This window comes from Dyadobacter sp. 32 (genome assembly GCF_902506755.1).
In the GTDB taxonomy this organism is placed as follows: Bacteria; Bacteroidota; Bacteroidia; order Cytophagales; family Spirosomataceae; genus Dyadobacter.
This window is the reverse complement of the sequence record NZ_LR735258.1, coordinates 929,354-947,702: the sequence shown is the minus strand read 5'-3', so window position 1 is coordinate 947,702 and position 18,349 is coordinate 929,354. Positions and strand designations below refer to the sequence as shown.

General features: G+C 43.4%; 19 protein-coding genes and 1 tRNA gene. 10 read left to right on the top strand and 10 right to left on the bottom strand.

The annotated features are described in order from the left end of the window. Positions 1–33: 33 nt before the first annotated feature. From DYADSP32_RS03755 to DYADSP32_RS03745, 3 genes are all read right to left on the bottom strand, one after another. Positions 34–2,103 (bottom strand): alpha-galactosidase, encoded by a 2,070-nt coding sequence (locus tag DYADSP32_RS03755; RefSeq protein WP_149243966.1) that lies wholly within the window; start codon positions 2,101–2,103, stop codon positions 34–36. A gap of 110 nt (positions 2,104–2,213) precedes the next feature. Further along, positions 2,214–3,503 (bottom strand): acetylxylan esterase, encoded by a 1,290-nt coding sequence (locus tag DYADSP32_RS03750; protein WP_149243967.1) that lies wholly within the window; start codon positions 3,501–3,503, stop codon positions 2,214–2,216. A 292-nt stretch (positions 3,504–3,795) separates the two neighbouring features. Then, entirely contained in the window at positions 3,796–3,993 is a 198-nt protein-coding gene (locus DYADSP32_RS03745) for a hypothetical protein (protein WP_149243968.1), read from the bottom strand. A 417-nt stretch (positions 3,994–4,410) separates the two neighbouring features. Here DYADSP32_RS03745 and DYADSP32_RS03740 point away from each other — a divergent pair, with 417 nt between their 5' ends. Beyond that, entirely contained in the window at positions 4,411–5,574 is a 1,164-nt protein-coding gene (locus DYADSP32_RS03740; protein ID WP_149243969.1) for a heparan-alpha-glucosaminide N-acetyltransferase domain-containing protein, read from the top strand. A gap of 262 nt (positions 5,575–5,836) precedes the next feature. Next, a tRNA-Leu gene (locus tag DYADSP32_RS03735) sits at positions 5,837–5,918 on the top strand. A gap of 264 nt (positions 5,919–6,182) precedes the next feature. On the opposite strand, the gene DYADSP32_RS03730 is transcribed toward DYADSP32_RS03735, so the two are convergent. Further along, the gene (locus tag DYADSP32_RS03730; RefSeq protein WP_149243970.1) at positions 6,183–6,518 is read right to left on the bottom strand and encodes a hypothetical protein; all 336 of its coding nucleotides are present in this window, start codon (positions 6,516–6,518) and stop codon (positions 6,183–6,185) included. 332 nt (positions 6,519–6,850) lie between these two features. Continuing rightward, a complete protein-coding gene (locus tag DYADSP32_RS03725) occupies positions 6,851–7,465 on the bottom strand; it encodes a deoxynucleoside kinase (protein ID WP_149243971.1) in 615 nt (204 codons plus the stop codon). A 189-nt stretch (positions 7,466–7,654) separates the two neighbouring features. Here DYADSP32_RS03725 and DYADSP32_RS03720 point away from each other — a divergent pair, with 189 nt between their 5' ends. Further along, positions 7,655–8,641 carry a rhodanese-related sulfurtransferase gene (locus DYADSP32_RS03720; RefSeq protein WP_149243972.1) on the top strand — a complete coding sequence of 329 codons (987 nt, stop codon included), beginning with the start codon at positions 7,655–7,657 and terminating at the stop codon, positions 8,639–8,641. Positions 8,642–8,644: 3 nt separating this feature from the next. Here DYADSP32_RS03720 and DYADSP32_RS03715 read toward each other — a convergent pair whose 3' ends face one another. Continuing rightward, complete coding sequence (locus DYADSP32_RS03715; protein WP_149243973.1) at positions 8,645–9,142, bottom strand: GNAT family N-acetyltransferase; 498 nt, start codon at positions 9,140–9,142, stop codon at positions 8,645–8,647. Positions 9,143–9,272: 130 nt separating this feature from the next. On the opposite strand from DYADSP32_RS03715, the gene surE reads away from it, so the two are divergent. Further along, a complete protein-coding gene (surE, locus tag DYADSP32_RS03710; protein ID WP_149243974.1) occupies positions 9,273–10,040 on the top strand; it encodes a 5'/3'-nucleotidase SurE in 768 nt (255 codons plus the stop codon). Between the two features lie 19 nt (positions 10,041–10,059). Further along, positions 10,060–11,631, top strand: coding sequence for a GH3 auxin-responsive promoter family protein (locus DYADSP32_RS03705; RefSeq protein WP_149243975.1), 1,572 nt, complete (start codon positions 10,060–10,062; stop codon positions 11,629–11,631). A gap of 86 nt (positions 11,632–11,717) precedes the next feature. Here the strand turns inward: DYADSP32_RS03705 and DYADSP32_RS03700 are convergent, their stop codons facing one another. Beyond that, positions 11,718–12,332: a LysE family transporter gene (locus DYADSP32_RS03700; RefSeq protein ID WP_149243976.1), complete on the bottom strand. Its 615-nt coding sequence runs from the start codon at positions 12,330–12,332 to the stop codon at positions 11,718–11,720. Positions 12,333–12,409: 77 nt separating this feature from the next. After that, positions 12,410–12,955 (bottom strand): NUDIX domain-containing protein, encoded by a 546-nt coding sequence (locus tag DYADSP32_RS03695; RefSeq protein ID WP_414617490.1) that lies wholly within the window; start codon positions 12,953–12,955, stop codon positions 12,410–12,412. Positions 12,956–13,002: 47 nt separating this feature from the next. Here DYADSP32_RS03695 and DYADSP32_RS03690 point away from each other — a divergent pair, with 47 nt between their 5' ends. The 4 genes from DYADSP32_RS03690 to DYADSP32_RS03675 all read left to right on the top strand — a co-directional run bounded on the left by DYADSP32_RS03690 (position 13,003) and on the right by DYADSP32_RS03675 (position 16,509). Next, positions 13,003–14,022, top strand: coding sequence for a cation diffusion facilitator family transporter (locus tag DYADSP32_RS03690; protein WP_149243978.1), 1,020 nt, complete (start codon positions 13,003–13,005; stop codon positions 14,020–14,022). Between the two features lie 69 nt (positions 14,023–14,091). After that, positions 14,092–15,015, top strand: coding sequence for a sugar phosphate isomerase/epimerase family protein (locus DYADSP32_RS03685; RefSeq protein WP_149243979.1), 924 nt, complete (start codon positions 14,092–14,094; stop codon positions 15,013–15,015). A 175-nt stretch (positions 15,016–15,190) separates the two neighbouring features. Continuing rightward, entirely contained in the window at positions 15,191–15,583 is a 393-nt protein-coding gene (locus DYADSP32_RS03680; RefSeq protein ID WP_149239641.1) for a transposase, read from the top strand. 11 nt (positions 15,584–15,594) lie between these two features. Next, a complete protein-coding gene (locus DYADSP32_RS03675) occupies positions 15,595–16,509 on the top strand; it encodes an IS3 family transposase (protein WP_149240058.1) in 915 nt (304 codons plus the stop codon). 100 nt (positions 16,510–16,609) lie between these two features. On the opposite strand, the gene folE is transcribed toward DYADSP32_RS03675, so the two are convergent. Further along, positions 16,610–17,299: a GTP cyclohydrolase I FolE gene (gene folE / locus DYADSP32_RS03670; RefSeq protein WP_149243980.1), complete on the bottom strand. Its 690-nt coding sequence runs from the start codon at positions 17,297–17,299 to the stop codon at positions 16,610–16,612. After that, complete coding sequence (locus tag DYADSP32_RS03665; RefSeq protein ID WP_149243981.1) at positions 17,259–17,675, bottom strand: 6-carboxytetrahydropterin synthase; 417 nt, start codon at positions 17,673–17,675, stop codon at positions 17,259–17,261. Before DYADSP32_RS03665 ends, folE begins: the two co-directional genes overlap by 41 nt. Before the next feature lie 345 nt (positions 17,676–18,020). Here DYADSP32_RS03665 and DYADSP32_RS03660 point away from each other — a divergent pair, with 345 nt between their 5' ends. Next, positions 18,021–18,329, top strand: a complete 309-nt coding sequence (locus DYADSP32_RS03660; protein ID WP_414617489.1) for a hypothetical protein — start codon at positions 18,021–18,023, stop codon at positions 18,327–18,329. Positions 18,330–18,349: the final 20 nt, after the last annotated feature.

The window sequence follows — 18,349 nt, the reverse complement described above, 5'->3', positions numbered from 1 at the left end:
AACATTCCCTTTGACAATTTAGGCTAAAAGTAATCACTTCTCAATCATCTGGTATCGAATAAGCAGGGATCCCGGTTTATCCAAAATCTTTATTTCAATTCCATCCGTTAATTCTTTCCCTGATTTTGTTATTCTGACGCCATTGTCTTCATAAAACAGTTCATATTGAGCATCGGTGACTAATCCGTTCAATTTAATGATCATAGACTCTTCGGTAAACCGATCACGTCGAAATGCCAATGCCAGTCCGTCTTTCTGTTCAGGACGGTTTAACTGGTACGCCAACCAGGAATTGTTATTCATATACCGTTTATGAGCGACGGTTAACGGATAATAATCCCCATAAAAATAGGGCCTAAATCGTTTAAAATCAGCTATATATTTTTGATATGTTTCTATGGTTTCATTATTACTGCCATCAACACTCCAAGTTATAATGGCGTTACTTCCCAGGCTTGATCTTACATAATAATTGCCTGTTTTGTTCAGAGCGGTTCCGTGCAGGGGCAGGTAAAAATTCAATCCGTAGCTATGATTTTGACTACCGGTTGAATTTTGTTCCAGATCCGTGCGCCAGAAAGGGGTACTGCGCGATGTGGTTTCAAGATCAATTCTTCGGCCACCCGACGCGCAATTATCGATGATCATATTGGGAAAGCGAACAAGCAAGCTATCCCAGAAAGCGTATAAACCTTCGATGTATTTTGCTTCTGAAATGCCAACCCTGTCCGGGGCATCCTGATTTTTCCAATAAGGCATAGGATCAAAATTGAAGTCCTGCCGATAGTAATCAACACCTTCCTTCTTAAAAAACTCGGTCAAATAATCCGTTAACCACATTCGGGCCTCCGGGTTGCCAAGATCATATAAATATGAATCTGAATTGGGTAAGCTCTGCAACCATTTCGGGTGATCGTTGTAAATCTGTGTCCCCTTATACACACGTTCAGGTTCGAACCACACCAAAAATTTGGCACCCGCTGCATGCGCTGCGTCGGAAACCGGTTTGAGTCCGTTGGGGAAACGTTCCTTCTCAACCGTCCAATTACCTACATTCTGTGGCCATTCCCCATTTTCTTTATCCCATCCGCAACCGGAGTACCATCCGGCATCAATCCAGAAAAGTTCAGGTGTAAATTTGAATTGCTGATATCGTTTTATATGTGCCACTGCTGATGCTTCTGTAATACAGGTATGAACAGTACACGGGAAAGGTGCGCCATCCAGTTCGAATGAAACCGATAAAGGCAACTCGGGATTGCTACCGTTAATTTTCCGTGTATGATGCGCCAGAATAAATCTTCGGAATTGGTTGTGACCCATCATCCGGTCTTCACCTTTCCAAAACAGCAGACAAATTTTGGGCGTTCGGATCTCTTCCTTTGGATGCAATGAGAGATGCATGTTTTCCATTCCTGATTTAAGGGAAACGGATTTTTCGCCTTTCTGAACCACATCGGCAAACCATTTGCCCGTCCAGCCTACCGCAACCACAATCCCCTGTTGTCCAGGCATTTCAATATTAAAAAACGGGAAAGCGGTATCGTCCGATGAACGCCCACCAACGGGAGTCATGTAACTATTTTTTCCGATTTGCATTGGCTCATCAAAAGGCTGGAAATCATTCACTGCCGCATTGCTTCCTTTGGAACGATGGAGAATGAATTTTCCGGTCTCCTGGCTAAAAAAAGAATAGTCAATGGCGCAGGTTTTTTCGATAATGGGCGAGTTTTTTGCAGAAAGATTACTGAACCTCAATACCCATTCCACCGCCGGAAAATCGGTGAAGGAAGTCAATGTGCATTTCACCGAAAGGCCACCAGAAGGTTCGGTATAGGTAAAAATAGTTACTTCTGCATTGGATTCAGTTGGATTGAGTTTTTGTTTACTGAATTTCCAGTTTTTAATAAACGAATCGGAGCGTTTACCGCCGTAAATGAACGAAAAAGGGGGAATTTTTCCCTGAGCGAAATTCTGTTCTATCCATTGATAAACATCGCGGGAGGTATTTTGAAACGATTTAGGGAATTGCCCGTACGTAAAATGGGGCCTAAAGGTAATGAATATAAAGAAACACAACAGAGACAGCAATCTTATTTTCATTGTTTTTATGAATTGGTTTTGTAAAACGCTACGGAGAGGCTCATTTCCATACAAAGGACAAATAAGTCATTGTCTTCCTGGCATAGGCCGGAAATTCAAATTGATTTCAATCACTTTGAAAATGCTTTGGTCTTGCGTGTTTTGAAATGCCGGTCTGCAAAGTTCAGAAAATACCACCAGTCCACGCGCGTTAATTCGTGATCCCCTTTCCTGAGGTGATAGCCAACAACGCCCTTTCCTGCATCCTGGCCAGCCTCGGGGAACTGATCCGATTCCAATCCCGCGAGGTTATACAATTTGTAAACAGGGCCTGCATGAAACGCCGCCAGGAACTCACCCTTTGGGTCGGCCCAGGTATCTTCCACCGCACTGGCCACGTACACCGGGCGTGGCGCCAAGAGGGCAATCAACGCATGTGCATCCACCGGCAGATCATTTTCCCGACCACTATATTTGATGAAATTTTTACAAAACCAATAAGGCACTGCCCGGGTTAAATCGGCAACCCTTTCGCCAAAATTTCGCCGGTAAAGTGACGCCCCTCCTTCTCCGGAATTATTGGAGATGGTCATCGCAAATCTTTGGTCCAGCGCTGCGGCCCAAAGTGCCGCTTTCCCCAATCGAGAATGCCCCATGACCGCCACTTTTCCTGCATCAACCTGCTTATCGGTAACAAGGTAATCCATCGCCCGGCTTAATCCCCAGGCCCATGCAGCGATACTTCCCCAATCGTCCGGCCCTGGTTTCGGGAAAAGGGCGTGAATATCGTCGGGGGAGCGATCCCGCCGATCCAGTTCAATGTCACCCTGATATACCGTAGCCAAGCCATAACCGCGTGCCAACATCTCCTCTACAGGCCACCTTTCAGCTCTTGCTCCGCGGCTGGCCTCTGTTGCACGGTGGCCCGTGATCCCGCGAACCTGATCGTATCTCATCCAACGTTCACTCAGGGTAATTCCCGGATCTGCATGAATAGAATGATTACCTTCAAAATTAAGTGCCAAAAATACCGGCACAGGTTTACGTTCACCAACAGGGAGATATAGGAGAATATCCATTTTAGGTTTGTCTTTGTCACTAAAATAGAGGGTAATCTGTTTTCTGACTGCCCTCCCATTCAATGCCTGCTGGTCCACAGTATTCACAACGACCCTCACAGGAAGCTTGGCTGCCGGTGTTTTTCCATAAATGTGCTGTTCAAAAAGGGAAACAATTTCGGGTCGCCGTACATTCTCCCAAGCTTTCTTAGTATTTACAATCTCGCCCGAATTGGTCAAAAGTACCTCTGGCAAGATATAGGCACTTACTTTGCGCTCATCTTCATTGGTTTCTGTTTCCTGAGCATAACCCACAAAACAAAGCAACGGCATGGACAGAGCAAATAAAATGATTGTTTTCATTATATAATTATCAAATCTTCGGTTCCCATCCCGGCTCCTAAGTACAGCTGCGTCTCCTGCGGATACAGACTATTCGCATTTTTGGAATCCGTTTTAATAAAATTACCTGTACAGTATGACATATGGCCAGACGGCCAAGGCGCTTTTTTTCGACCCACCCTCAATGATAGATTTTTGTGTTTCTGTCCGCTTCACTACAATGAAAGTGTTGGAATGCCCGTGTTGCTTCCCCTTCAGTTCGTGTCACCTGTACCCATTTCTTCCTACAAAAGCCCGCTTCCTCCAATGTATACTAAGGATTGACAAAAAGTTCGTCATCAGCCGCAACGTTCAGACCGGCCAGTCGGAAATAGGTTGCCTTGCCAGGATATTCCGTGCGTTGTTCCAACAGTACGGCTCCCGCCTTGGGCAGAAACAGCCTGGCCGAAGAAGGGGTATACAAATTGATACCCAGCCCCTCCCCTCCTTCGTAACCCTGATAATAAATCATGGAAGCTAGCTCCGCAATAATTCGTCTGCAATTATTTGGACAACGGTAGCCTTCGTCGTGGAAATAATGCCTCGCGCCCACAATGGGCGTATAGCACCGGATTTACTATCTCTGAGGCGGTTGCGCCGCAAAGAGCAAACATATCCATCTATACGTCAGCTCCTTTTGTAACTGACATCAACCTTTCTTTCTCCCGAGCAATTTTGATTCCAGAATACACGGGGAATTGTAGACTCATGACTGTGCAAGAAATAAAATAGCCAGCGCAGACCGTAAAAACCTGAACCTTTTACCTTTATTCAATAAATATACGTTTGTAAGATCAATTCATTCAACAGGCTGAAGTTTGCGTCAATAAATAATCAAGGCCATAGTTTAACTTACTATTACAGTAGACGATTATTAAACTTAACAACCATGCCCTCTGCCCCCAGGCACAGAATTGAGTCCGTAGACCTTTTGAAGGGGTTGGTAATGGTGCTAATGGCCCTGGATCACACGCGGGATTATTTTTACCAAACGGGCACCTTTTATGACATCACAAACCCCGCCACTGCTTCGATACCCTTGTATACCACGCGTTGGATCACCCACTTTTGTGCACCCACGTTCAGTTTTCTAGCGGGCGTTTCTGCGTATATGATGGGAATAAAAAAAACTAAGTCTGAGCTATCGGATTTCCTGTTCAAACGTGGTTTTTGGCTCATCTTAATGGAATTGACGGTCATATCATTCGCCTGGTATTTTAATATCCGCTTTAATAATATAGATCTGGCGGTGATCTGGGTGCTTGGTGCAAGTATGGTATTCCTCGCCGGATTCGTACACCTTCCTGCCAATGCAATTCTCATCATCTCATGCGCACTCATTTTCGGGCATAACCTGTTTGATGACGTCCATTTTGATGGAAATGTTTTGTGGAGTGTAATTCATGAAAGTAACTCCTTCAAACTATCTGAAAACCTCACGCTCAATGTGGTGTATCCCCTTGTTCCCTGGATTGGCGTTATGGCACTGGGCTATTACTTTGGCAGATTCTACGACATCGCCATTCCTCCAAAAAAACGGTCACTGCTTTTCAACCGGATCGGCACGGTGGCAATCTTTTCATTTGCCCTGATCCGATTCTCAAACTGGTATGGCGACCCGGTGCCCTGGACAACATTCCAAACAACTATTCAGACGATCATGTCGTTTCTGAATGTGAATAAATACCCGCCTTCACTTCTTTACCTTTTGATAACCTTATCCGGAGCATTCTTTTTTCTGGCCAATTCAGAAAGCTGGAAGGGAAAGATCGTAGCTTTTTTCTGCGTTTTCGGAAGGGTTCCCTTTTTCTACTATATACTTCATCTCTACGTCATCCGTATTTTCGCTATGATCATGGCCGAATTTACTGGCTACGGTTGGCAAATCATGGTACAAAACAACTTTGACATTGAGCTCCATGGTTTCGGATTCAGTCTTCCCGTTGTTTATCTGATCTGGATCGGAATAGTCATGCTACTCTACCCGATTTGCCGATGGTTTGACACTTACAAACGTAATCACAAAGAAAACTGGTGGCTGAGTTATTTATGACCGATAAAAATAACGGATATTAATTTTTATTGTCTTTCAAAAATGCCAAAGGATAAAGCTGCTACTTGGTTGACTTTAACACATTCCTAAGTTTCTCACCAGCAACTATTTATATTATGATGTCAAAATTGGCATAAAAATCCTGCTCACTGCATTTGTAAGCTATTATTAAAATTGTAGTTTTGCGCTGCGATTAGGCTTTCAGTCGAGTAATACGTCTGTTCTTAATCGAACTCTCAGCAATAAAAAAAATACCGGTTTCGGCCAGATGGTGGAATTGGTAGACACGCTACTTTGAGGGGGTAGTGCCTTCGGGTATGGGAGTTCGACTCTCCTTCTGGTCACGAAAAAAAGTGCGTTTGGAGCCTCTAAACGCACTTTTTTTATGAAAAATAAATCTGTGTCGATTTTGTGTCGTGCACGAGCTACTATGGATCAAGCCAAAAACTTATGGAGCGAGTATGTTTTTCTTAGGTTTGTGTTTTAATCAAATCTAGTTGTTTTGGAGAGTTTCATCTCCATGGATGTTTTCTGATTACCTGAACCTGCTTTCCAGTACTCCGACAAGTGACTACCAACCCGCCTGGATTGCGACCTATGCCTGATGTTCAGGCCAAAGCCGTCAGAAAGTCCCGTTCCTGAGAATCATCCCCCAGAAAGATATTGACGCCAGCCTTAACAAGTTTTGGGGCTTGTGAGGCATATTGCCCGAAGATAATGATTCTCATTTTCTTCTTATGTATAAGGACAAGTTCCTTGATATATGCCGTTTCGTCCAAACGGTCATCAACGTTCATAAGCAATGTTTGATACTGGCCGGAATGAGTCTCCTTATGTAAATCAGGAATGGTACGTATGATTTTTATTCTTTCGCACTTGAAAGCGATGATCTCTGACACAAAGTGGTCAACGACAGGATAACGGTTAAAAAATAGAAGATTCATAGAACGCAGAGTTTGGCATATTCGAAAGTAACCATTTGCAGACTCAAACACAAGCCTGGTTCATTTTTTTGATACTTTGATAACTTCTGAATCCGGATCTACTATGCATAATTACCACCTTAAAATGGTTGCCTCTATTCGGGAGGTATTCTTGATATCCAGAATTGCCACTTCCCAACCTCCTTCTTCATCATCCTGCGGGCTTTATCGGCGAAAGAGTGCGGGAGGTGTGAAACCAAATCTTAAACTGCAGTATTTCTCAGAGTTGCTCGGTATTGGAAAAATGAAATGATTGGGCAAAGATTCGACGTTGAAGGTTTCGATATCAATGCTTACACATAAAAAAGCTCCTTGTCCAGCTTTCCGACTATCGTTTGAAAATCTTCGGGCCGCGAGGCGAAATCCATCTGATTTACGTCAATTTCAAGTAGCCGGCCGTGGTCGTAGTTTTTTACAAAATCCTCATAAAACACATTCAGGCTGGTCAAATAGTCCACGGAAATCTCGGCTTCAAAATCTCTGCCACGCTTCCTGATCTGAGAAACAAGCTTGGGTATATCCGCTTTGAGGTATATCAGCAGATCGGGCTGGGAAACCGTATTGATGATCGATTTGAACAGCAACTGATAGGTCTCATAGTCTCTTTCGGTCATGATCTTTGACTCATACAGATTTCGCGCAAAAATGAAAGCATCCTCATAGATCGTCCTGTCCTGGATGATGGTGGCGTAGGTGGTGGATCTGATTTTTTGGACCTGCGCAAATCGGTTGTTTAGAAAGTATATCTGAAGATTAAAGGCCCAACGCTCCATGTCGCCGTAAAAATCGGCCAGATACGGATTCCCCTCTACCGCTTCGTACATTACGTCCCATTTGTAATGCTCACCGAGCATTTGGGTCAAGGTTGTTTTGCCGGCGCCAATGTTGCCTATGATAGCTATGTGCATAGTTGCAGGTGATTTTCATATCTTGGTAAGACACAAAAGTAGGAATTTAACCTTCACATTTTTGGCTGACACAAATCAGTTTTTTTCAGTTTCTATAAACTTTTGATATTCGTATATTTGCACCCTGTTTGAGCAAAGAAAATATATTCGTATCAAATTTTCCGCTCGTTTACAACCAATGATCTGTTTATGAAGCCTTTCCGGGTAATACTCTATTATTTCTATGCACCCATCGCCGATACCGAAAGCTATCGCGATGCGCATCATATTTTTTGCGTTGAAAACAATTTGCTTGGCCGCATCATTATCTCTCCGGAAGGATTAAATGGCACCGTGTCAGGTACTCCGGAGGATTGCGAAGCTTACATGGCTTACATTCGTTCCGATGAACGATTTTCAAAAGTGCAGTTCAAAATAGAGGAACACGATAAAATTGCCTTTCAGAAGCTACACGTTCGGGTAAAGGATGAAATAGTCAACTCCGACCTGAATGTGAACCCGCTGGTGCGTACAGGAAAGCACCTGGAGCCGGCCGAGTTCAAAAAGATCATCAATGATCCTGATGTGGTGCTCGTGGACATGCGCTCCGATTATGAACATGAAGTAGGGAAATTCAAAGGTGCAATCACTTTTGACATGCACAATCTACGAGAGCTACCCGGGCACATTCATGAGATAGAGCATCTGAAGGACAAAAAAATTGTCACCTACTGCACAGGTGGAATCAAATGCGAAAAGGCAAGTGCTTATCTGTTGGAAAAGGGCTTCACAGATGTGTATCAGCTGCACGGCGGCATTATACGATATGGATTGGAAGAGGGAGGAGAAAACTTTGATGGCAAGTGTTACGTTTTCGATAACCGCATCACTGTGGATGTGAACAAAGTGAATCCAACGGTGATTTCGAAATGTTTCATTTGCGGTACGCCATCGGACAGGATGATTAACTGCGCCAATGCCGAATGCAACACCCACGTACCTGTATGTGAACACTGCGGCTGGGAAATGGAAGGTGCTTGTTCATCTACCTGCAAAGCCCATCCGGGCAAAAGAATTTACGATGGCACTGGCTACTACGTCAGTCAAAGTAATCACTACCATCCGATGCAGGGCCTTAAAAGTCAGAAAAAGAACATCAAGAAAATGAAGCTGGCTGCAAAAGAAGTGGAATCCTGAACGCTAAACCAGATCCTTTTCAAGCACAAAGTCGTTCATCCAATAAGGACCAATGGGGATATCTTCTTCGCGGATAACCTTGAAACCCATTTTTTCATAAAATGATCTGGCCTTATTGTAACGGTTTACATTCAGTGTGAGTTTTACTGCGCCGTGTTCGCGCACAAAACTCTCCACTGATTCCAGAAGATACTTTCCTGCTCCGGTTCCCTGGGTGCCAGGAAGCACATAGATTTTATGCAGTTTAAAACTGCCAGTTTCTTCTTCCGATACCGATGCGAATCCCTCAGCCCTTTTTCCATTGAGCAAAATCAGAAATTTCTGATTCCCCACAGTCATTTGTTCTTTCAATGACTGGAAAGAATAAATTTTCTCGAACATAAAATCGATTTGATCCTGGCTAAGGATTTCACCATAAGTAGGTTCCCATGTTTGTTCTTGTATGCCGATGATCTCGGGTATATTGTCGACATTGGCGTGTATTATGGAGAATGACCGCATATTACCTAAATTTGACTTTTTAACGCAAATAACCATAAAATTAAGTAACTCTTACACATCAGGCAGACTTCCACAAGAATGCGGAATGGCATGGAAATAAAAAAACCTGCCAGGATGTAGGGTATAATATATGAAACCACTCATTTTAGTTACAAACGACGACGGTATTACCGCCGCAGGCATCCGAAATTTGGTTACCGTCATGAAGACCATCGGAGACGTAGTTGTAGTTGCCCCCAACAGTCCGCAATCCGGAATGGGTCACGCAATCACAATTGGAGAGCCGCTAAGATTATACGAAACACACATTTTTCAGAACGTAGTCGAATATGAATGCTCGGGTACACCAGCCGACTGTGTGAAGCTTGCCAAGCACTACGTCCTGCGCGATAAGAAACCGGACCTGGTAGTAAGTGGGATCAATCACGGCAGCAACAGTTCCATCAGCGTGCTATATTCAGGAACGATGTCTGCCGCCATTGAAGGAGCCATAGAAGGTATTCCGGCCATCGGATTTTCGCTCTGCGACTTCCGCGAAGATGCTGACTTTTCTCACGCACTTCCATTTATTGCCAGCATCACAAAGGCCGCGCTCGAAAATGGCATACCCAAAGGAGTAGCGCTGAATGTCAATATTCCTGCCAAGACCGACACTCCTTTGAAAGGGATCAAAATTTGCAGGCAGGCTGATGCCAAGTGGCAGGAAAAATTTGACTACCGGGTGGATCCCAATGGCCGCGGCTATCTATGGATGGCGGGCGATTTCGTTAACTTTGACACCGAAAAAGAGGACACCGATGTGTGGGCTCTCGACAACAATTATGTATCGGTGGTACCGTGCCAGTATGATCTCACGGAGTACAAGGCTTTGAAAGACATGTCAACCTGGAATTTTTAGTTCACTTAGAAAAAGACTTATGGCCCTAGTAGGAAGTTTACTTAAGAAAGGCATACTGTTCAGCAACCTGGTAGTGAATAGAAAAAAAAGCAGCCTTGAAGTACAGCAGAAAAAAACCTTAGCAAAGCTTCTTGCCAAAGCCCGTTATACAGAATTTGGCGAAAAGTATGATTTCGACGAATTGCTCTCCAATATACTTTTTGGTAAGGAAAGCGCTTTTTATGAGCAATACCAAAAAACGGTTCCGATTCATGACTACAACAAAATATTCAACGAATGGTGGTACCGATCTCTGGAAGGTGAAAAAGATATCTGCTGGCCGGGGAAAACGAAATACTACGCACTAAGCTCGGGCACCTCAGAATCGGCTTCCAAGCATATCCCGGTAACCAGGGCAATGTCGCGTGCGATTCAAAAAACCAGCATTCGCCAAATACTATCTTTGGGTCATTACAAAGACCTGCCCGATGACCTTTACGAGAAGGGTTTTCTGATGCTGGGAGGCAGTACCAACCTGAACGATCAGGATACCCATTTTGAGGGTGATCTGAGCGGAATTACAGCTAAACAAATTCCGTACTGGTTTCGGCCCTATTACAAACCTGGCGAGAAAATTGCTGCGCAAAAGGATTGGGGACTAAAACTGGAGGAAATAACATTGCAGGCACATGAATGGGACATTGGTTTCATCGTTGGTGTTCCTGCATGGATTCAGTTGTTGATGGAGAAAATCATTTCTCACTACAAAGTGAAAACGATTCACGACATCTGGCCCAACCTGCGTGTTTTTGCCCATGGAGGGGTTTCCTTCGAGCCTTACAGAAAAGGCTTTGAAAAATTGCTGGCGCATCCTTTGATCTACATCAATACCTATCTGGCTTCGGAAGGATTCATAGCCTATCAAACGCGCCCCGATGCTCAGGGTATGAGCCTGGTTTGCGACAATGGAATTTTCTTCGAATTTATCCCTTTCAATGAAGCTAATTTCGATTCAGAAGGCTCTTTACAGCCCGATCCAGAAACCTTAATGGTGCACCAGGTAGAAGAAGGGAAAGAATACGCCCTGTTGCTCTCAACCTGTTCGGGTGCATGGCGGTACCTCATAGGCGACACGGTTAAGTTCATTGATAAGGCCAAAGGCGAAATAGCCATTACGGGAAGAACGAAACATTACCTGAGCCTTTGTGGAGAACATCTTTCGGTGGATAACATGAATAAGGCCGTGGATCTTGTTTCAGACGAAATGGGGCTGACCGTGAAGGAGTTTACCGTTTGTGGTGTTGAGCACGATTCAATGTTCGCACATCACTGGTATATAGGTGTGGATGAAGCCAATGTCGATACTGATTTATTAAAAGCCAAGCTGGATCAGAAACTTGGTGAACTCAACGACGACTACGCCGTTGAGCGGAAACACGCTTTAAAAGACATTATCATTACCGTGCTCCCGAATAGTGCGTTCTATAAATGGATGGAGTCGAAAGGCAAAATGGGTGGACAACATAAATTTCCACGGGTATTTAAAAATTTCCTGATCGAGGAATGGAAAGAATTCCTGATAAAAAATGGTTATCTCACCGCTCTGGTGTGATTTAACGAGCAAGTTTTAAAGTAAGGCAAAAAGGATGCATCCGTTGACGCATCCTTTTTTATTAAAATCTATCATGCCTTCCTCTCTCACTTGAGGAATTGATGGTAGGCAATTTGTCCGGCGATAAATATAAATACCACACCGGTCACCTTATTAAATACGGTTACGACTCGCGGTGTAAAAATTCGCTTTAAACGATGGGCAGACATGGCAATCCCACACTCCACCAGAAACACCGAGATGAGACTGGCTCCAAAAAAAACCAGCACCTGATCGAGATTGTAATGAAGATTAGTCCGGATGTAGGAAGCGATGGTTACCCAGCTGATAAAATTAACCGGGTTGAGTGCATTCAGAAAAAAACCGGTTGTGAAGTAGTAAATAAAATTACCAAATTTCGTTTTGGGATAAGCCAGGGAGGGCTGTCCCTTGATCAGATTGGTCATCCCTAAAAGAAGCAAAAAGAGAATCCCCGCACCTGCCATCCAGTTTTGAAATCCAGGAATAACTGGCAATAAGGCGGTTCCGAAGATAGCAAAAAAAACAAAAATAGCGTCCCCGGTAAAAACACCCAATGCGATTTTGACGCCACTACCAAAGCCGTTATCGACACTGTTTTGAACCAGGGAAAAGAAAACCGTACCGAAAGTAAGACAAAGGGCAATTCCGGTAAGTATTCCGTACAGAAGAGCTAAAAACATGATTTAAAAAAATAATTCGATATTAAACAAATCCCCACTGCACATCCCCCCGGCGGCCCGGTCACATCTCACACAAACTAAATTCCTTTCAAACGTGCAGCCATTAAAATACCACAAACCGAAAGGGAATCGGTAATGCGGGACGACATGACCATATCCACGGCCTCAGATAAGTGTACCCGCCGAACCTGGAGCACCTCGGTATCCTCGGGTTCCGCTTCCATCTGGGTTAAGCCTTCGGCTATGTACAAAAACCCTTCCTCGTTGGTGGCCGAATTGGAGGTGTGTATACGCGCAAGCTGTGTCCATGAGTCGGCTACCAAACCTGTCTCTTCTTTCAGTTCACGTTTTGCGGCATCGAGCGGGTCACCATGCAACGCCCCACCTCCCTCGGGTATCTCCCACGAATATTCGTCAATGGCATAACGAAACTGCCCTACGAGGTAGATTCTACCCTCTTCGTCAATAGGTAAAATACCAATGGCTTTATTTTTGAACTTTACCAACCCATAAATACCGTCATTGCCGGAAGGATTAATCACCTCTCTATGATCGAGTTCCAGCCACGCATTCTCGTAAACCGTTTTGGAATTAAGTGTTTTCCAATTATTTTCTGTCAGCATAACCCACAATTTATTGTTATTTTTGGCACTCCAGATTCAAATTTGAAATGCAAATAAACCAAAATAAGCGCAAACAACGCCTCATACTTTTGTCTTTTGTGGCAAGTGTGCTGTTAACTGGTTTGAAATTTTACGCTTACTTCCTGACGTCCTCCAATGCGATTCTGAGTGATGCCCTCGAATCAATTATCAATGTAATTGCCAGTGGATTCGCTTTTTACAGCATTTATTTATCATCACAGCCCAAAGACCGCAACCATCCTTACGGGCATGGCAAGATTGAATTTTTCTCAGCAGGGTTCGAAGGTGCACTCATTGTTATCGCTTCCTTTTTCATCATTTTCGAGGCCGTGAGGCGCATGATGGATCCAGCACCTATTGAAAATCTGGCCCAGGGAACATTGTTTATCCTGATCACCATCCTGATCAATACATTCATTGGCTATAAGCTACTTGAAGAAGGAAGAAAGTCCAATTCCCTTGCCCTCACCGCAGATGGCAAACACCTATTGTCCGATAGTATAAGCAGTGTGATGCTGATCATTAGTGTAGGACTGATCATGCTGACGGGCTTTCAATGGATAGACAGCGTGGCGTCGTTGTTTTTCGGCATATTTCTGATTTTCAACGGCGGACAGTTGGTTAGAAAATCGGTGGCCGGCCTTATGGATGCAACCGACGAAGTGGTCCTGGAAAAAGTGGTGACCACGCTTAACGAAAACAAACAAACCCACTGGGTCGATCTGCACAATTTACGAGTTCAACAGTATGGATCCGACCTGCACATTGATTGCCATCTTACCTTACCCTATTATTGGGAATTGCTAAAGGTACACGAGGCCATTCATTTTTTTGAAGATATATTAAAAGCAAGCCATAATGGCGAGACCGAAATCTTCGTTCATGCCGATCCATGCCTGCCGCAGTGTTGTCACTTTTGCAGGATAAATAATTGTCCCGTAAGGCAGCATACCTTTGTAAAGGATATAGAATGGGACCCCGCCAATCTGGTCAAGAATCAAAAGCTTTTTACGGAGGAAGAAATCGCTCAAAAAAACAATGTTTGAATGTTACAATAAATGTTCAAACAGCTCAACAAGTTTCAAATTTATCTTTTCAAATAAACACTCATATCAATGAATTTCTCAAGACGGGATTTCCTAAAAAAGGCAGGTGCCACGGCTCTTGCTGCTACAACGATAACGGATCTGCTGGCAGAAGCTACTGCCAAAAAGCTGTGGTTTGATATTTCACTTGCTGAGTGGTCATTGCACAAGGAACTTTTTGCAAAAAAAATCACCAACCTCGACTTTCCCGCAATCGCTAAAAATGACTTTGGTATTAGCATTGTCGAATATGTAAATCAGTTTTTCAAGGACAAAGCAGAAGACAAAACTTACCTGAGCGAACTTTTGAAAAGAAGCAAGGACAACGGCGTCACCAACCACCTGATAATGATCGACGGTGAAGGCGGTCTCGGTGAGCTTGATGTTGCCACCCGGAACAAGGCCGTTGAAAACCATTACAAATGGGTAGAAGCTGCCAAATTTCTTGGCTGCAAGACAATCCGTGTGAACGCTTTTGGTAAAGGAAGTAATGACGACATTGCCAAAGCCGCTGTGGAAGGTCTGGGTAAACTTGGCGAATTTGCCGCCAAAACCAAAATCAATGTCATTGTAGAAAACCATGGCGGATCTTCCTCAAACGGTCAATGGTTGTCGGGAGTGATGAAGCAGGTCAATATGAAAAACGTGGGCACGCTGCCGGATTTCGGAAACTTTTGCATCACCAGAAAAGATGGCGGATGTGCAGAATCCTATGACAGATATCAGGGCACCAAAGAATTAATGCCCTACGCCAAGGGTGTAAGTGCCAAAACGTATGACTTCGACGACAAAGGAAACTGTATTGAAACCGATTATACCAAAATTCTGAAAATCGTAAAAGACAGTGGCTTCAAGGGAATAGCGGGTATTGAATACGAGGGAAGCAAACTTTCGGAGCGTGATGGAATAAAGGCCACCAAAGCCCTGCTAGAGCGCCTCGGACCCACAATTTGAAAGTCTGGTTAAGAATCAAGACAGGTCGTCGGATCGCCGGTACGCCGGCACGCCGGTGCGCCGGTGCGATGACGAATTATTAGTAAAAAGAACAGAGCCTGATACATCCAAAATGAATGATCAGGCTCTATTTGTGATTGCCTAACATAGGTTGCCCTTAAACGGTAATTTTAACATGAGCAATTCGAAATTAAAAACTAAAAAAAGTACAAAACTGAATATTCGTCCATATCGTGTGTTTAGTGAAGAGTTCAAACGCGAAAAGGTAGCGCAAATTTCGGCTGGTGAGATCAGCATTCTGTCTTTTTCTAAATTGTGGTCAGTAAGCCAGAATACCGTATACAAATGGATTTATAAATATTCTCCTGATCACAAAAAGGGAACTATCATGGTTGTACAAAAAGATAGCGAAGCTGTTAAACTTGTTGAGTTGCAGGGTAAAATTGCTGAATTGGAACGTGCAATTGGTCAAAAACAAATGATTATCGATTATCAGGATAAGCTCATTGAGATCGCCTCTAAGGAACTGGATGTCGATCTAAAAAAAAGTTTCAATCCTGGACCTTAGAGCACTTTCGTATGAATTTAAGTAACCACATGTATTCGATGAGCGGCTTGTATACTCATTGCCAGATCAGTAAGCAAGGGCACTATAAGTCCTTGCAGCGAGAGATTCACTGGCAAAACCAGGAAGAGCTGGTATTAGGGCTGATCATGCAGGTACGCGAGATTCACCCAGCTATGGGTATTCGAACTATCTATGAACTTTGTCAGCCCGAAGGTATTGGCAGAGATGCTTTCATCAGTATCGGCATTTACTATGGATTCAGGGTGAAAGTGTTTCGGAACAAAACCCGAACAACCTTTTCCAGTCCATACAGCCGTTACCAGAACCTGCTGGTAGATAAAGAGCTTGATAATATTAATCAACTGTGGACTAGCGATTTAACGTACTTTAAAGTCGACAATAAAGACTGTTATATTGTTTTAATCATGGATGTGTATTCCAGATTGATTGTCGGTTATTCTGTTGCAGATAACATGAGAGCTGCAAACAATGTCGCCGCTCTGAAAATGGCTCTGACTATAAGGGGTTTACACAGCTATGAGCACAAACTGATACACCACTCGGATCGGGGGGGACAATACATCAGCGACGTCTACACTGATCTACTGAAAGAGCACAAAATTCGTATCAGCATGTGCAACATTGTCTATGAAAACGCGCATATAGAACGGGTCAACGGAACCATCAAAAATCAGTATCTGATTCATTGGAATATTACAAGCTTTCAAATGCTAAAAACAGAAGTTAAACGAGCTGTTGAGACTTATAACAACCAAAAACCGCATTCAGCCCTAGACGGTGCTACACCGATCGCGTTTGAACAAAAAATCAAAGAACGTAAAGACTCTGAAAGGCCTAAACTCAAAATCTGGACTGCATCAGAATCTAAAAATCACAATCCAGATCAATGTATAATTCAATTTTAAACTTTATTCATAATTTTAAACTGAAGGCAACCTATACTAGGCAATCACAATTCTTAATTCTTAATTCTTAATTCTTAATTCTTAATTCTTAATTATCAACTCACATCTCAATATAGCTCAAAAACTCTTTCTTCGTCCCCTCTTCAAGAAACCTACCTCCATAATAGGACGTAACCGTAGCGCTTCCCGTGTCACGTACGCCCCTCGACTGCACACACATGTGACGTGCATCAATCACAACAGCTATATCTTCTGTTTGCAAAGCTTCTTTTAATTCATTTGCAATTTGAACAGTGAGTCGTTCCTGTACCTGTGGACGTTTGGAAAAATACTCAACGATCCGGTTTAATTTGGATAGGCCAATCACCTTACCACTTGAAATATAGGCCACATGGGCCTTGCCATAGATGGGTACAAAATGGTGCTCACAATTGGAAAAGACAGCGATGTCCTTTTCGACAAGCATCTGATCATACTGGTATTTGTTATCAAATAACGTAATGTTTGGCTTGTTCTTTGGGTCCAACCCACTGAACACTTCCTTGATATACATCTTGGCTACACGCTGAGGAGTACCCTTCAGACTATCATCAGTCAGATCCAGACCCATAATTTCCATGATGTGCCGGAAATGCTTCTCTATCAGCTCCATCTTCTCCTCATCATCCATGGCAAAGGCATCCGCTCTCAAAGGCGTTTCTATGGAATTGTATAAATGATCATCCCCCATCGCTTCAATTTCAACAGAGTCATTCGACGGGATATTCAACAAAGTTCCGTTCTGTTTCATATAATCTTATTTTCAGGGATAGCCCTGTATCAATTTTAGTTCGTAGAATATTGTAAATCACTATGGCAATATTTTCAGCAGATGGATTCAAAGTGTGAAACTCAGCAACATCCAGGTTTAGATTTCGATGATCAAAGCGGTCCAAAACAAATTCCTTAATCAACGAACTCAACACTTTCATATCGATAACATAACCCGTTTCCACATCTACCTCCCCTGTTACCTGCACCACCAGCTCATAATTATGACCATGAAAATTGGGGTTGTTACATTTTCCAAAAACAAATTCGTTCTTCTCCTCCGACCAGCCGGAATTGTGAAGGCGATGAGCCGCATTGAAGTGCTCCTTGCGAAACACAGCAACTTTTTGAGCCATATAGGGATACTTTAATTTAAAAATGCCTTAAATGTCGTTACAAAGTTTGTGTCCAACACATTTAAAGCCTCGGGATACACAAATAAGATACCCTTTGGAGTTATATGCTTTTCGGTAACAACACTTGTTTGAAAAATGTTCACAAAGCCACCAACTTCTTAGCTCAATGGGCAATTCACTACCCTCCGATATTTCTTAAGATAAATTAAAATATGTCGTATTTGATCGTAACTTGCGCTTTACAGTATAAAGCACCTGAACCACTATTTAACTTTCTTCCTAATTTCCTACATGTATAGACGTTTTTTTACTCAAATGGCCGCAGTCACCGGAACAGCGGACGCTATGATGTCAGTACCTCCCGACAGGCAGAAAAAAACATCCAGCCGTTTTGAAACTAACCTCTACGGATCGAATCGGCGGGTGCTCATACACTCGGAACAGGCTCTGTATCTGACCGGTACAGGGCTTTACACCTGTTTTAGTAAAATTGAATCGGAGATTAACTTTGCGCTGGATCAAATCGAAAAGATCGTGCACGGAGCACCGGTAGCGTATGACAGAAGCCTCCTTCATGAAGCAGTGGCCGCCAAAGGAACCACCCCTGACAGTACTATTGCGCCCCATACGTGTAAGATTGAAACGACAAAGTAACTTTTTCAAATAAACAATAA